General features: G+C 70.3%; 12 protein-coding genes. 11 read left to right on the top strand and 1 reads right to left on the bottom strand.

Annotated features, from left to right (window positions below; all coding sequences use genetic code 11):
- The first annotated feature begins 17 nt into the window (after positions 1-17).
- The 9 genes from OG272_RS00675 to OG272_RS00635 all read left to right on the top strand — a co-directional run bounded on the left by OG272_RS00675 (position 18) and on the right by OG272_RS00635 (position 12,073).
- On the top strand, positions 18-2,357 hold the full coding sequence (locus OG272_RS00675; protein WP_405892143.1) for an ATP-binding cassette domain-containing protein: 2,340 nt from the start codon (positions 18-20) through the stop codon (positions 2,355-2,357).
- A 4-nt stretch (positions 2,358-2,361) separates the two neighbouring features.
- A complete protein-coding gene (locus tag OG272_RS00670) occupies positions 2,362-2,502 on the top strand; it encodes a hypothetical protein (protein ID WP_326573179.1) in 141 nt (46 codons plus the stop codon).
- A 206-nt stretch (positions 2,503-2,708) separates the two neighbouring features.
- Positions 2,709-3,773, top strand: a complete 1,065-nt coding sequence (locus tag OG272_RS00665; RefSeq protein WP_327731999.1) for a LacI family DNA-binding transcriptional regulator — start codon at positions 2,709-2,711, stop codon at positions 3,771-3,773.
- Between the two features lie 168 nt (positions 3,774-3,941).
- Entirely contained in the window at positions 3,942-6,005 is a 2,064-nt protein-coding gene (locus OG272_RS00660; RefSeq protein WP_327732000.1) for an RICIN domain-containing protein, read from the top strand.
- A gap of 276 nt (positions 6,006-6,281) precedes the next feature.
- Positions 6,282-7,241 (top strand): 5-dehydro-4-deoxyglucarate dehydratase, encoded by a 960-nt coding sequence (locus tag OG272_RS00655; RefSeq protein ID WP_405892140.1) that lies wholly within the window; start codon positions 6,282-6,284, stop codon positions 7,239-7,241.
- A gap of 178 nt (positions 7,242-7,419) precedes the next feature.
- Positions 7,420-8,757, top strand: coding sequence for a gluconate:H+ symporter (locus OG272_RS00650; RefSeq protein ID WP_327732002.1), 1,338 nt, complete (start codon positions 7,420-7,422; stop codon positions 8,755-8,757).
- 57 nt (positions 8,758-8,814) lie between these two features.
- Entirely contained in the window at positions 8,815-10,143 is a 1,329-nt protein-coding gene (locus tag OG272_RS00645) for an enolase C-terminal domain-like protein (protein WP_405895968.1), read from the top strand.
- Between the two features lie 733 nt (positions 10,144-10,876).
- Complete coding sequence (locus OG272_RS00640) at positions 10,877-11,209, top strand: MerR family transcriptional regulator (RefSeq protein WP_326573170.1); 333 nt, start codon at positions 10,877-10,879, stop codon at positions 11,207-11,209.
- A 60-nt stretch (positions 11,210-11,269) separates the two neighbouring features.
- Positions 11,270-12,073, top strand: a complete 804-nt coding sequence (locus tag OG272_RS00635; RefSeq protein WP_327732003.1) for a hemolysin III family protein — start codon at positions 11,270-11,272, stop codon at positions 12,071-12,073.
- A gap of 93 nt (positions 12,074-12,166) precedes the next feature.
- Here the strand turns inward: OG272_RS00635 and OG272_RS00630 are convergent, their stop codons facing one another.
- Complete coding sequence (locus OG272_RS00630) at positions 12,167-12,538, bottom strand: DUF1801 domain-containing protein (RefSeq protein WP_326573166.1); 372 nt, start codon at positions 12,536-12,538, stop codon at positions 12,167-12,169.
- Positions 12,539-12,744: 206 nt separating this feature from the next.
- On the opposite strand from OG272_RS00630, the gene OG272_RS00625 reads away from it, so the two are divergent.
- A complete protein-coding gene (locus OG272_RS00625) occupies positions 12,745-13,794 on the top strand; it encodes a hypothetical protein (protein WP_405892137.1) in 1,050 nt (349 codons plus the stop codon).
- Between the two features lie 2 nt (positions 13,795-13,796).
- Positions 13,797-14,906 (top strand): hypothetical protein, encoded by a 1,110-nt coding sequence (locus OG272_RS00620; protein ID WP_327732005.1) that lies wholly within the window; start codon positions 13,797-13,799, stop codon positions 14,904-14,906.
- The last annotated feature ends 42 nt before the right edge of the window (positions 14,907-14,948 follow it).

Genomic DNA, 14,948 nt, shown 5'->3' with positions numbered 1-14,948 from the left:
CGTACGGAGCCTCCACCATGCCCGGTCCCCATGACCCGTACGTCCGCGTCCGCGGCGCTCGCGAGCACAACCTCAGGGGAGTGGACGTCGACATCCCACGCGACGCGCTCGTGGTGTTCACCGGCGTGTCCGGCTCCGGCAAGTCGTCGCTGGCGTTCGGCACGATCTACGCCGAGGCGCAGCGCCGCTACTTCGAGTCGGTGGCACCGTACGCCCGCCGTCTCATCCACCAGGTCGGCGCACCGAGGGTCGCCGAGATCACCGGTCTGCCGCCCGCCGTCTCGCTGCAGCAGCGGCGCGCGGCGCCCACGTCGCGCTCGTCGGTCGGGACGCTCACGAACCTGTCCAACTCCCTGCGGATGCTCTTCTCCCGCGCGGGCGCCTACCCACCCGGCGCGGAGCGCCTCGACTCGGACGCCTTCTCCCCGAACACGGCGGCCGGAGCGTGCCCGAAGTGCCACGGGCTCGGCCGCGTGCACCGTACGACCGAGGAGTCACTGGTCCCGGACGCCTCCCTGTCCATCCGCGAGGGTGCCATCGCGGCGTGGCCCGGTGCGTGGCAGGGCAAGAACCTGCGCGACATCCTCGACGCGCTCGGATACGACGTGGACCGGCCCTGGCGCGACCTGCCCGCCGACCAGCGGGAGTGGATCCTGTTCACGGACGACCAGCCGGTCGTCACGGTGCATCCGGTCCGGGACGCCGACCGCATCCAACGCCCCTACAAGGGCACGTACATGAGCGTCCGCCGGTATGTGATGAAGACGTTCGCCGACACCAGGAGCGCGGCCCTGCGAACGAAGGCGGAACGCTTCCTGCACAGCGAGCACTGTCCGGCGTGCGGCGGAAGCAGGCTGCGGCCCGAGGCCCTGGCGGTGACCTTCGCGGGCCGCACGATCGCCGAACTCGCCGCGTCACCGCTGGCGGAGCTGGCCGACCTGCCGGTCGGCACCTCCCCGACGGCACGTGTCCTCACCGACGACCTCAGGTCCCGCATCGAGCCGATCCTCGAACTGGGTCTCGGCTATCTCAGCCTGGACCGTGCGACGCCCACCCTGTCGGCGGGCGAGCTGCAACGGCTACGGCTGGCCACGCAGTTGCGGTCCGGACTGTTCGGCGTGGTGTACGTCCTCGACGAGCCGTCCGCGGGACTGCATCCGGCGGACACCGAGGCCCTGCTCACCATGCTGGACCGGCTGAAGACGGCGGGCAACTCGGTGTTCGTGGTGGAGCACCACCTCGACGTGATGCGCGGCGCCGACTGGCTGGTGGACGTGGGCCCACTCGCCGGCGAGCACGGCGGGAGGGTGCTGCACAGCGGGCCGGTGTCGGAGCTGGCCTCGGTCGCGGAGTCGGCGACAGCCCGCTTCCTCTTCGGGCACTCTCCCGCACCGGCCCGCCACAACCGTTCCCCTCGGGGACAGTTGAAGGTCGGGCCGGTGACCCGGCACAACCTGCGCGGAATCACGGCGGAATTTCCGCTGGGCGTGTTCACCGCGGTCACCGGGGTGTCCGGATCCGGGAAGTCCACGCTCATCGGTGAACTCAGGGAGGACGCGGCGGGTGTGGGACGGCTGGTGTCGGTCGACCAGAAGCCCATCGGTCGCACCCCGCGCTCGAACCTGGCGACGTACACCGGCCTCTTCGATGTCGTACGGAAGGTGTTCGCGGCCACTGACGGGGCGCGCGAGCGCGGTTACGGCGTCGGGCGGTTCTCCTTCAACGTGGCGGGCGGGCGCTGCGAGACCTGCCAGGGCGAGGGCTTCGTGAGCGTGGAGCTGCTGTTCCTGCCCAGCACCTACGCGCCCTGCCCGGAATGCGGCGGCTCCCGCTACAACCCTCGGACACTGGAGGTGACCTACCGGGGTCACACCATCGCGCAGGTGTTGGACCTGACGGTCGAGGCGGCGGCGGAGTTCTTCGCGGACATCCCGGCCGCCGCCCGCAGTCTCGGCACGCTGCTCGACGTGGGCCTCGGCTACCTGCGCCTCGGCCAGCCCGCGACCGAGCTGTCCGGCGGCGAGGCCCAGCGCATCAAACTCGCCGGCGAACTGCGACACGGGCGCCGCAGCCACACCCTGTACGTCCTCGACGAGCCCACGACCGGCCTCCACCCGGCCGACGTGGAGGTCCTGATGCGCCAGCTGCACGGCCTCGTCGACGCCGGGCACACCGTGGTGGTCGTCGAGCACGACATGGCCGTGGTCGCCGGCGCCGACTGGGTGATCGACCTGGGACCGGGCGGCGGCGACGCGGGCGGGCGGATCATGGCGGCGGGAACGCCGGCCGAAGTGGCACGGGCGGAGGGGAGCGCGACCGGACCGTACCTGGCTCGAACGATCACGCCGACAGGCTGAGACCGTGCGCCGCGAGGTGGCGAGCGCCTTCATCTGCAGCGGTGAGCACGCGGAGGTGTCGGCCGCCCTGCGGGAGGCGGTCGACGATGCGGCCGGAAAGAAACGCGATCGGACAAAGTCGATCGGTGGACGCGTCGAAGAGTGAGCTCTCCGAGGGTTCGCTGTCAAGGCTCTGCGGAGAACGCGTCGAGCGGACCTCTCCGGCCGGGGCCGTCCGGCCTGTCGAGGCAAGAAATGCTGTGCGTTCTCTTGACGCGGGAGTATGCGGCTGCGTAGACATGACCGCGCGGTCAGTGACCGCGCGGTCATACGGTTGACCTCGTTCGATGCATTCGGCCGTCGGGAGCTCTCATGACACGAGTGGTGGGGCGTGACGTGGGTTCCCCCGCGCCGCGCAGCGAGGACGTGGCTCGTGCGGCCGGGGTCTCGCGCAAGACGGTGTCGCGGGTCCTCAACAGCGAGCCGTACGTCTCCGACGAGGTCCGTCGACGCGTCCTCGAAGTCGCGGAGGAGCTCGGCTACCGCCTGAACCATGCGGCGCGGGCGCTGGCCTCCGGCCGGAGCCGGTCCATCGGTGTCGTGGCCCTGGGGACCGCCGGATACGGAACGGCCTCGCTCCTGGTGGGCATCGAGAGGGCCGTACGGGACGCAGGCTACGCGCTCCGTGTGGTCAACACGGTGGACGGTGACCCCGAAGGCATCGCCGGCGCCGTGATGTCGCTCCTCGAACAGGGAGTTGACGGTGTCGTCGTCTCCGAGCCCGTCGTGGAAGGGGAGGTGCCCGTCATGATCGACGCGCCCGTCCTCTTCCTGGGCGCGCCACCGGCCTTCGCCTCCGCCCGGACCCTGACCGTGGGCGTGGGCGCGTACGAACTGGCGAGGGCGGCCACCGCTCACCTGCTGGATCTGGGCCATGCAACCGTTCACCACCTTGCCGGTCCGCAACGCTGGTACGCCTCCACGGACCGTGTCGAGGGCTGGCGGGCGGCTCTCGCGGAACGGGGTGCGCCCGAACCTCCTCTGATCGAGGGTGACTGGTCACCCGAGTCCGGCTACGCGGCGGGCCGTGAGCTGGCTGCGGACGGCTCGGTGACGGCGGTGTTCGCGGCGGGCGACGAGATGGCGATCGGTCTGATCCACGCGCTGCGGGAAGCCGGCCGGCGGGTGCCGGAGGACATCAGCGTCGTGGGCTTCGACGGCAACCCCGTCTTCGCCTACGTCACCCCGCCCCTGACCACTGTGCGACAGCCCTTCGACGAGGCGGCACGAGAGGGAATCAGACTCCTCGTCCACGCCATCGAGACGCCCGACACCGACCTGCCTCCCGCGAGCGAACTACCGGTCGAACTCGTCCTCCGCGGCTCGACCGCACCCCCGCCCTCCCGCCCGGGCCGGACGGCACCCGGTACCACCTGAGCCCAGCCCCGTCGCGCCCCTCCCTCTCCCTCTCCCTCTCCACCTCCACGTCGTCCGCCCGGTCGTACCGGTCGACGTCACCCCTCTACTCCGCCGTTCTGTGCCTGGACCCATCCGGTGCGCGGCGGGCCGTGATACACATCCCCATCCCTTCCCCCGGGAGCCGCAATGTCCCCTGCGCAGACAGACGCCAGACCTGGCGCCGTTCCGCGTTCCCGTCCCTTCTCCCTCCTGACGTTGATGGTCGCCCTGCTCGCAGCGGTGGCGACGCTGGTCCTGCCGGGCGCCGGCCGGGCGGACGCACTCTCGCGTCCGTCCCAGACGATGTACACGCCGCCGTCGAACGCGCCCTCACCCGGGTCGTACTATCCGCGGGCGATGCGACTGCAGTACAACGGCTCGGCCAACGGCACGATGCTCGCCACCTTCGAGCAGTACACCTCCGGCACGCCGGTCTTCCCGATCTACCGCAGCACCGACAACGGCAACTCCTGGACGAAGATCTCCGAGGTCGCCGACACCCAGAACGGCTGGGGCATGCGCTGGCAGCCCGAGCTCTTCGAACTGCCCACGGCGATGGGCGGCTTCCCCGCAGGAACGATCCTCGCCGCCGGGGCTTCCGTTCCGGCCGACCGCTCGGCCATCAAGATCGATGTCTATGCCAGCACCGACCGCGGACAGACCTGGAGCTTCGTCAGCAACATCGCCACCGGCGGCCCGGCATACGACCAGAACGGCAATGGCAACACTCCCGTGTGGGAGCCGTTCTTCCTCGTCGCCAACGGCAAGCTGATCGTCTACTACTCCGACCAGCGCGACCCCGACCACGGCCAGAAGCTCGTCCACCAGGTCTCCACGGACCTCCGCAACTGGGGCCCGGTCGTGGACGACGTGGCGATGCCCACCTTCAGCCAGCGCCCCGGCATGGCCACCGTCGCGAAACTGCCCAACGGCAACTACGTCATGACGTACGAGTACGGCGGCTCCCCTGCCGGCAACTTCGCCGTCTACTACAAGATCTCCTCCGACCCGGAGGCGTTCGACTCCGTCACGGGCATCCCCCTGCGGTCCACGGACGGTGTGGTTCCCACCAGCACTCCCTACATCACCTGGCTGCCCACCGGCGGCCCGAACGGCACCCTCGTCGTCGGCGCCTACAGCACAGGCGACCTGTTCCTCAACACCCAGAACGGCGCCGCCAACACCTGGACCCGCATCAACTCCAACGTCGCCCCCGGATACAGCCGGGGCATGCTCCCGCTGGCCGACGGCCACAGCCTGCTGGTGCTCAGCGGGGGGAGTGCGCGAAGCACCGGCGTCAACCCGGTCACGTACAGCACCATCGATCTGGGCGGCGGCATCTCGGACGGTGCCACCTACACCCTGTCCAACGCGGGCAGTGACCTGAGGCTCACCATCGCCGGCGGTTCCACCACCAACGGCACCGGCGCGACCCAGCAGAACTCCACCACCGCCACGGATCAGCGGTGGCGCTTCGTCCAGCAGTCGTCCGGCTACTTCAAGATCTTCAACGTGGCCAGTGGCAAGGTCCTCGGCGTGGAGAACCAGTCCACCGCCAACGGCGCCAGGATCCTGCAGTGGGACGACAACGGCACCCTCGACCACGAATGGGCCGTCGCCCCGCACCCCGCCGGCGGCTACACGATCACCAACCGCGTGAGCGGCAAGCACCTGGAGATACCCAACGCATCCACCGCCACCGGCACCAACGCCGTCCAGTGGAGCGGCACCAGCTGTGACTGCCAGCGCTGGGACTTCACCCAGACCGCCCTGCCGCCCCTGGGCACCGGGCAGTACATCCTCGTCAACAAGAACAGTGGCAAGTACCTCGACATCCCCCAGGGTTCCACCGCCACCAACACCGCCGCCAACCAGTGGCAGAACTCCGCCTGCGTCTGCCAACTGTTCACCTTCCAGTCCGCCGGCGGCGGAGCCTGGGCGATCAAGAACGTCAACAGCGGCCTCAACCTCGACATCCGCGACAGCTCCACCACCGCCGGAGCCGTCGTCGTCCAGAACACCCCCTCCGCCGCCGATTCACAGAAATGGACCCTCGTCGAAGCGGGCGACGGCTACTACGAACTCAAGAACGTCAGGAGCGGATTCCACGCCGGCGTCGCCCAGTCCTCCACGAGCAACGGCGCTCCGGTCGTCCAGTGGAACGACGTGAGCAACGACGACCAGCTCTGGAAGATCGTCCGCATCAACTGAACGGCCGTCAACCCACTCTGACCGGCCTCACGAAGGGCCCCTGCCGGCTCGGGATCGCGATGCGAACCGAGCGTCAGGGGCCCTTGCCACGCGTCGATCACGACGACTTCCAGCGGCTTCGAGCAGCAGAGAAGAATCTTGTTCCGGGTGATCTCGCGGGGCCGGATGCCTCCGTTGTGCGCGGCGATGAGGTCGATCACCCATTGACCCGTCCCGTTCACCGATCTAACCTCCATCTGCATACGTGGACGGCATCTGCATATGGGGATGAGAGTGATGGCAGGCATCAGCGCGGAGATCGCAGGGGTCGCCCAGCGGCTCCGTGACGGAATGACGAACGGGGTGCTGTCCTTCCCCCTCACGGGCTTCCGGGACGACGGCGGCCTCGACCTGGACGCCTACCGGGCGTACCTGGCCGACCGGTTGGCCACCGCACCCGGCGCGGTGTTCCCGGCCTGCGGGACCGGTGAGTTCTTCTCGCTGGACGAGGACGAGTACCGGGCGGTCGTGCGGGCGACGGTCGAGGTCGCCGACGGGCGGCTGCCGGTCGTCGCGGGCGTCGGCTACGGCTGGGCGCAGGCGCTGCGGTTCGCCCGTATCGCGGAGGAAGTCGGCGCGGACGCCGCGCTGGTACTGCCCCACTACCTGGTCGGAGCCCCACAGGACGGTCTGGTGGAGCAGCTGCGCCGCATCGCCGCCGGGACCCGGCTACCGCTGATCGCGTACCAGCGCGGCCAGGTCACGTTCACCGCCGACGGCCTGCGCCGGATCGCGCGGATCCCCACCGTCGTCGGACTGAAGGACGGACACAGCGACCTGGACCGGCTCCAGCGCCTCACCCTCGCCGCGCCCGAAGGCTTCCTCTTCTTCAACGGCGCCGCCACCGCCGAGATCCAGGCCCGCGCCTACGCCACCGTCGGTGTCCCCGCCTACTCGTCGGCCGTCCACGCCTTCGCGCCCGAGATCGCGAACGCCTTCTTCGCCGCCCTGCGGGACGGGGACGACGCCAGTGTGACCACGTACCTGCGCGAGTTCTACGTCCCGCTGGTGGAATTGCGCGACCGGGTGTCGGGGTACGCCGTCTCCCTGGTCAAGGCCGCCGCCAGGCTGCGCGGCCTCCCGGTCGGTCCGGTGCGTGCCCCGCTCACCGACCCCGGCCCTACCGACCTCGCCGACCTGGAGAAGGTGCTGGACCACGGCCTGAGCCTCGTCGGCGCCGTACGGCGATCCGCCTGACAGGCGCGGGCACGCTCCGTGCCCACCCCGACGAACCCGCGGGCGCCTGTCGCGCCGCCGGATGACCCGCGGCCCGGACCGGCCGCGGCCCCGGACCAACCGTGGCCCCGGACCAACCGTGGGCCGCACGCAGAGCCGCCGGAGCCTTCGACCGTCAACAGTTCAAAGGAGAACTGTCATGCCCCTGATCGTAGTCGGGATCAGTGTCCTGATCCTGCTGCTGCTCATGACCAGGCTCAAACTCAACGGCTTCGCCGCCCTCCTGCTCGTGGCCGTCGGCGTCGCACTGGTCCGGGGAATTCCGGTGGCGACCATCCCGGACGTCCTCTCCGAGGGCATCGGGGGCCAGATCGGCGACACCATGCTCACCATCGGCCTCGGCGCCATGGTCGGCCGAGTCATGGGGGACTCCGGCGCCGCGCAGCGGATAGCCGGCAAGCTCCTCGACGCCTTCGGTCCGCGCTGGGTCCAGGTGGCCATGGTGGTCACGTCCATGCTGATCGGCGTGACCATGTTCTACGAGGTCGCCTTCATCATCATCGTGCCCATCGCGTTCACCCTGGTCAGGGTCACCGGGGCGAAGCTGCTGTGGGTCGGTCTGCCGATGTCCATCGCGCTGTCCACCATGCACAGCTTCCTGCCGCCGCACCCCGGCCCCACCGCCGTCGCCGCGACGTTCCACGCCTCCGTCGGACTGACGCTGTTCTACGGCCTGTTCATCGCCGTTCCCGCCGGTGCGTTCATCGCCCTGACCTGGCCCCGTCTCCCCTTCGTCGGGGCGATGGACCCGGCCATCCCCAAGGGCCTGGTCAGCGAGCGCGAGTTCACCGACGAGGAGATGCCCGGCCTCGGCTGGTCGCTGTTCGTGGCGCTCTTCCCCGTGGTGCTGATCGTGGCCGCCGCCGTGACCGACATGGCCACCTCCGCCGAGAGCCCGTTCCTGAACGTCGTCGCCTTCATCGGCTCGGCACCGATCGCGCTGCTGCTGACCCTGTGCCTGGCGATCTGGGCGTTCGGGCCGCGGATCGGCCGGAGCCTGGAGGAGGTCGGCGCCTCCTGCACCTCGGCGGCGAAGGCGATGGCGATGATCCTCCTGGTGATCGGCGCCGGCGGGGCCTTCAAGAACGTCCTCGTCGAAGGCGGGATCTCCGACTACATCAAGGACACCACGGACAGCTGGTCCATCTCGCCGATCGCCCTCGCCTGGCTCGTCGCCGTCATCCTCCGCATCGCGCTCGGCTCGGCGACGGTCGCCGTCGTCACGGCCTCCGGCGTGGTGCTGCCGCTGTTGGCGGGCAGCGGGGTCCACCCGGAGATGATGGTGCTCGCCGTCGCCTGCGGCTCCATCGCCTGCTCCCATGTCAACGACCCGGGATTCTGGCTGTTCAAGGAGTACTTCAACCTCTCCGTCATCGAAGCGATCAAGGTCCGTACCACCTATACGACGGTGCTCGCAGTCCTCGGCCTGGGCGGCGTCCTGGTGGCCGAGTGGGCCCTCGACATCCTCCACCTCTGAACGCGCGACATTCCCGACCACCCGCACCACCTCACCGCAGAAGGGCACCCGATGAGCATCGGACAGCCGACCGTCACGGCGTTCTCCGTCTACCCGGTCGCCGGGCGGGACAGTATGGAGCTGAACCTGTCCGGCGCGCACGGCCCCTACTTCACCCGCAACATCGTCGTCCTCACCGACTCGGAGGGGCGTACCGGGCTGGGGGAGGTGCCCGGCGGCGAGAAGATCACACAGACGCTCCGTGATGCCGAACCCCTCGTCCTCGGGGCGAAGGTGGGCGACTACAAGCGCGTCCTGCGCGAGATCGGCGACCGGTTCGCCGACCGCGACACCGGCGGACGAGGCGCCCAGACCTTCGACCTGCGGACCACCGTCCACACGGTCACCGCCGTCGAGTCGGCGCTGCTCGACCTCCTCGGCCAGCACCTCGACGTGCCCGTCGCGGCACTCCTGGGCGACGGCCAACAACGGGCTTCGGTTCGGGTATTGGGCTACCTCTTCTACGTCGGCGACCCGGACCGCACCGACCTGGAGTACGTCCGTGAACCCGACTCCCCGGTGGAGTGGTACCGGATCCGGCACGAGGAGGCACTGACCCCGGAGGCGATTGTCCGCCAGGCCGAGGCGGCCTACGACCTCTACGGGTTCCGGGACTTCAAGCTGAAGGGGGGTGTCCTGGAGGGCGCCGAGGAGGTCAGGGCCGTACGCGCCCTCAAGGACCGCTTCCCCGAGGCCCGGATCACCCTCGACCCGAACGGCGCGTGGTCGCTGCGCGAGGCGATCGAGCTGTGCCGGCCACTGGTGGGCACGCTGGCCTACGCCGAGGACCCCTGTGGAGCCGAAGGCGGCTACTCCGGACGGGAGATCCTCGCCGAGTTCCGCCGCGCCACCGGCCTTCCCACCGCAACCAACATGATCGCCACCGACTGGCGCCAGATGGCTCACGCCCTGACCCTCCAGTCGGTCTCCATTCCGCTGGCCGACCCGCACTTCTGGACCCTGCAGGGCTCCGTGCGCGTGGCGCAGCTGTGCCACGCCATGGGCCTGACCTGGGGTTGCCACTCCAACAACCACTTCGACATCTCCCTGGCCATGGTGACCCACTGCGGCGCCGCGGCCCCAGGCGAGTACAACGCCCTGGACACCCACTGGATCTGGCAGGAAGGGCTGGAACGGCTCACCACCACCCCGCCGTGCATCGTCGGCGGCGAGATCGCCGTCCCGGACGCCCCCGGGCTCGGCGTCCACCTCGACATGGACCGGCTCCTCGCGGCCCACGACCTCTACCGGGAGAAGGGCTTGGGGGCACGCGACGATGCCGTCACCATGCACTACCTCGTCCCTGACTGGGAGTTCGACAGCAAGCGCCCCTGCCTGGTGCGGTAGAGGACTGTTCGATGCCCTGCCTTCGCTCGGGGCACGGTGAGCGCGACGGCTCCGTCCGACCGGGTGGGGGGCCGGTTGCGTCCTCCCCAGTCCTTCCAGCCCTTCCACCCCTTCCTCACTGTTCGAAGACGATTACCTCACTGTCGAACACGCAGAAATCTATGGTGGTCAGAGTAGACATTGGCCGGTGCTGTGGTTATGGTTTCTCTCGTAGCCCAGAAAGACAACAGGGCCCGGCAGACACGAACTGCCGGGCGGCAGTACGCAGTTGCAGTTCGCAGGGCGGTGCGGTGGTGGACTTCCGAAGCCAGCGTTGATGCAGGACGGCGACGGGAGTGACGACCGCACCGGGTGGCCCGCAGTGATCAGGGGCCGCCACGAGCAGTACCGCAGTTCACGCAGTGGCAGTACCTGTAGGTGCAGTTCGCAGTACCCAGCAGTACGCAGTACCCCGCTTGTCAGCAGTTGATCACCGAGGGAAGAACGGAGGAGCCGAGCGCCATCAGGATCGCCCGGACGGAAGTCTTGAGCCCGGGTACCGCAGGACATCGATAGTGAGGTGGTCTCCGGTCGAGCAACCGCGATCCCAGCACCCCCGACAGCGACTTCGTCGGGGCTGCGGAAACAGTAGGCCGGCGCAGTACCAGGGCCGGCCGATGGTGTAGCCAGTTCCTTCGGGGCTCTGGTGCCGTACGGCACCAGAGCCCCTCCACGCGTTCCACAGAGAGGTGCAATGACAGCAGATGACTCGTACGGCCGGCTCGACGATGACGACTATCCCGCCTACACCATGGGCCGGGCCGCGGACATACTCGGCACCACCCCCGCCTTCCTCCGCGCCATCGGCGAAGCGCGCCTCATCACCCCGCTGCGCTCCGAGGGCGGCCACCGCCGCTACTCCCGATACCAGCTGCGCATCGCCGCCCGCGCCCGTGAACTCGTCGACGCCGGCACCCCCATCGAGGCCGCCTGCCGCATCGTCGTCCTCGAAGACCAACTCGAGGAAGCGCAGCGCATCAACGCCGAACACCGGCGCACCGCATCCCCGCACACGGCGGGCATCTGACCCGCGGTCCGCGGCAAGGATCCGATGCCGCACCCTTCCGCCGATTTCTGATGTGAGCGCATGACCGCCGAAGACGCCCAGCCGTCGGCACGCGGACGGAAGTCCACGCCCCGCCCCGGCACCACGCCCGACTCCCTCCGCACCCCGGCGGCTGATTCGCCTGCGGGCACAACCGGCCGGCTGGCTGCCGCGCGGACAGCCGCCGACCTCGAAGACGGGGTGGAGCGCGCGGCCGCCGCTCTGAAGCCGAGGATGCGGGGCTGGCTGCACGCCGGGATGTTCCCCCTGTCTCTGGTCGGCGGCATCGTCCTGATCGCCCTTTCGCGTTCGGCGGCGGCAGTGGCGGCCTGCACGGTGTACGCGCTGTCGACCTGCCTGCTGTTCGGTACCAGCGGGGTCTACCACCGCGGGACGTGGGGGCCGCGCGGGGAGGCGGTCCTGCGGCGGCTGGACCACGCGAACATCTTCCTGATCATCGCCGGCACCTACACCCCGCTGGCGGTGTTGCTGCTGCCCGCGGGCCGGCAGCTGGTGCTGCTGGCCCTGGTGTGGGCGGGCGCCCTGGCCGGCATCGCCTTCCGCATCCTGTGGATCGGGGCTCCCCGGTGGCTGTACACCCCGTGCTACATCGCGCTGGGCTGGGTCGCCGTCTTCTACCTGCCCGACTTCGCACGCACCGGCGGCACCGCGGTCGTCGTACTCGTCATCGCCGGCGGTCTGCTCTACACCGCGGGCGCCGTCGTCTACGGACTCAAGCGCCCCGACCCGTCACCGGCCTGGTTCGGCTTCCACGAGGTCTTCCACGCCCTGACCATCGCCGCCTTCACCGCGCACTACACGGCCATCCTCCTGGCAGCCACATGACCGCGTTCGGGGCATGCCGAAGCGCGGGACCCGGGCGCGTGCCCCAGGGGAGCTGTGGGGTTCTGGCCACCGCTCCGCCGGTCTGCCCGGCCGTCACATCCACAGCACGCCGTCGTCCTGGTGTTCGCGCACACGGAACGCGATCATCCGGCGCAGCAGGTCGTGTGGCACGGGCCGGCCGTACGGGAGCTTGACCGAGCCCTTGCCGGTGGTGAAGTCGGCCAGATCGGCGTCGAACGCCTCGCGGGTGCTGGGGGTGAACACGACGTTCGCGTGCTTCGCGTGGCCGCTGACCATGAACAGGATCGTCCCGGACGGGTGAACCCACGCGGGATGGCCCCACTTGACCGCCTCACTCGCCGCGGGCACCGCCTCGCCGGCCAGCGCCCGTAGCTGCTCAAGGATCTCGCGGCCGGGCCCCGCGAACCCCTCGATGTACGCGTCGATCGTCTGCGGCTTTCCCATGGCGCCAGTGTGGCACCGCCCGCCCTGGGGGGGGGGCGGCACTCGAAAGGTGCCTGTGTTCTGTGCGGCCCCGGGCCGCGCTCGTGGTTGCGGGAGTCCTACGGCACGGTGGGCCTCCGGAGGGGGCCGTGTTCGGCCGAATGCCGTCTGTTCACGGGTGGGTGAACGCCCATAGCCTGTGCGACCTTCGCGTACTGGGGGGTCCCATGAACGGTCTCCGTACAGTCCTTGTGTGCCTTGTGATCGCTTGTGTCGCGGTGGTGTCGCCGGCCGCGGCCGTGACGCCGAGCTGGTCCGCGCTGCCGGTACCGGCAGCGGCCCCGCCGGTGACCGTGTCCGACCTCGCCGCCCGCGGGCCGGGCGAGGCATGGGCGACCGGGTACGAGCAAGCCGCCGATGGACCGCGGCCGATGTTGTACCGGTGGGACGGAACGGCGTGGAGCCGGGACACCACCTTCCCCGGCGCCGACGAACTGGGCCGGCTCGGCAAGGTGCAGTTCGTCGGCAAAGAGGTGTGGATCTTCCACGAACGGGTCGGGGCGGGGGAGATCCTGCGCCGGTCGGCGGGCGGCTGGAGTGCCGTCCCGCTGCCGCGGCCCCTGTGGACCTACCAGGACTTCACCGCGGTACCGGGTGCCGCGTGGGTGGTCGGCGAGGACGACACCGGGCTGAAGGTGTTGCACTACGACGGCTCCGGCTGGACCACACAGTCCGCCCCGGACGGCGTGCTGTATCTGATGGGGATCACCGCGCGTACGGCCACCGACGCCTGGGCCTGGGCGGACACCAGCACCGGGACCACCGTCCTGCGCTGGGACGGCACGGCGTGGCGGGACGCGCGGGTGCCGCTGCCGCCGAACAGCAACGTCCACACGATCCTGCCCGAACCGTCCGGCCGGGTGACGATCGGCGGCAGCCAGTACACCGACGGCGCGGCCCGCACCTACCTGATGACCTGGAACGGGCACGCCTGGCGCACCACCTACCCGCCGCTGGGCGACACCTACACCGAGGACATGGTGCGCGGCCCGGACGGTGCGCTGTGGCTGCCGGTGCGCAGCGACCGCGCGTTCCAGTCGAAGTACGCACGCGTGGACGGCCCCCGCACCACCTTCTCCTACGGCCCGGAGCGCACGAACGCGATCGACGTCAAACCGCGTGCACTGTCGAAGGCCGGATTCTCACTGCTGTCCTTCGGGACCGTCGAGATCTACGGCTCGAAACCGAATCTGATGAGCGAGCGGCTGGGAGGCTGACCATGGCACGCAGACTTGTCGTCGCGGCCCTCGCTGCCGCCATGGCCTTCATGACCCTGATGGCCTCGGCGGCGGCGGAAACCCTGTCCTGGCAACACGTTCCGGTCCCGGCGCAGGTACGCCCGCAGGCCGGGCTGAACGAGGCCGTGGCGTTCGGGCCGGACCGGGCGTGGGCGGTGGGTGCCGACGCCGTCGGTCGCGAGGCACCGGGCTTCCCGCTGGTGCTGCGCTGGGACGGGACCGCGTGGCAGCGCCAGCCTCTGCCCGGTATCGGCTGGCAGGGAGAGCTGGTGTCCGTCGCCGCGACCTCACCGACCGCGGTCTGGGCGGTCGGCCGTGACTCGGCGGGCGGCGCCCACCTGCTCCGCTTCGACGGCAGATCCTGGTCCGAGAGCCGGCCGCCGGGCGGTGTCGTACTGACGAAGGTCGTCGCCGGCGGCGGTGAGACCTGGCTGATCGGTTCGCGGGACGGCGCGCAGGCACTGCTGCGCTGGGACGGGCGCGGCTGGCGGGACGTGCCGGTGCCGCCGGGAGCCGTGTACGGCCTGCACAGCCTGGCGGCCGACGACGTCTGGGCCGCGGGCGCCACCGGCTCGGGTGCGGCCGTGTCGCACTGGGACGGCCAGGCGTGGCAGCAGACGATCGTGGACGGGTTCCCGCGGTCGGCCGTGGGCAGTGTGCTGGCCGTCTCGGCGACGGAGGTGTGGGCGGGTGGCACCGCCGGGTTCGTGGGCGGCCCCGTGGGCCGGCCGATTCCGCCCCTGCTGGTGCGCTGGGACGGGCAGGCGTGGAGCCGGGTGACCATGCCCACCGACTTCGGCTCGGTCACCTCACTGGCGCCCGACACCTCCGGCGCGCTGGCCTGGGTCTCGGTGGCCCGCTCGCAGAAGTGGGGCCCGCCGGGCAGCTATCCGCCGTTCGTGCCCGGCCCGGATTTCCTCGCCTGGAACGGGGAGTCGTTCACCGGGTACGGCGAACCGGCGGTGGCCGGGGAGGGTGACTCCTCTCGGCTGCAGCTGGCACCGGTACCCGGCACGGCGACGGTGTGGTCGGTCGGCCGCGCCGACGGCCCCGAGGGAACCTTCGCCCCACGCATCCTGCGCTGGGGCTGAGAAGACGCACGGGGCTCCGCCGGAGGGACAGGCCCCCGGAAG

The organism is Streptomyces sp. NBC_00104 (genome assembly GCF_045160825.1).
In the GTDB taxonomy this organism is placed as follows: Bacteria; Actinomycetota; Actinomycetes; order Streptomycetales; family Streptomycetaceae; genus Streptomyces.
The sequence above is the reverse complement of the archived record's forward strand: the minus strand, read 5'-3'. Positions and strand labels throughout refer to the sequence as shown.

Coding starts and splice junctions, on each gene's coding strand:
- OG272_RS00675 (WP_405892143.1), top strand. CDS start 18: ATGCCCGGTCCCCATGACCCGTACGTCCGCGTCCGCGGCGCTCGCGAG.
- OG272_RS00665 (WP_327731999.1), top strand. CDS start 2,709: ATGACACGAGTGGTGGGGCGTGACGTGGGTTCCCCCGCGCCGCGCAGC.
- OG272_RS00660 (WP_327732000.1), top strand. CDS start 3,942: ATGTCCCCTGCGCAGACAGACGCCAGACCTGGCGCCGTTCCGCGTTCC.
- OG272_RS00655 (WP_405892140.1), top strand. CDS start 6,282: ATGGCAGGCATCAGCGCGGAGATCGCAGGGGTCGCCCAGCGGCTCCGT.
- OG272_RS00650 (WP_327732002.1), top strand. CDS start 7,420: ATGCCCCTGATCGTAGTCGGGATCAGTGTCCTGATCCTGCTGCTGCTC.
- OG272_RS00640 (WP_326573170.1), top strand. CDS start 10,877: ATGACAGCAGATGACTCGTACGGCCGGCTCGACGATGACGACTATCCC.
- OG272_RS00635 (WP_327732003.1), top strand. CDS start 11,270: ATGACCGCCGAAGACGCCCAGCCGTCGGCACGCGGACGGAAGTCCACG.
- OG272_RS00630 (WP_326573166.1), bottom strand. CDS start 12,538: ATGGGAAAGCCGCAGACGATCGACGCGTACATCGAGGGGTTCGCGGGG.
- OG272_RS00625 (WP_405892137.1), top strand. CDS start 12,745: ATGAACGGTCTCCGTACAGTCCTTGTGTGCCTTGTGATCGCTTGTGTC.
- OG272_RS00620 (WP_327732005.1), top strand. CDS start 13,797: ATGGCACGCAGACTTGTCGTCGCGGCCCTCGCTGCCGCCATGGCCTTC.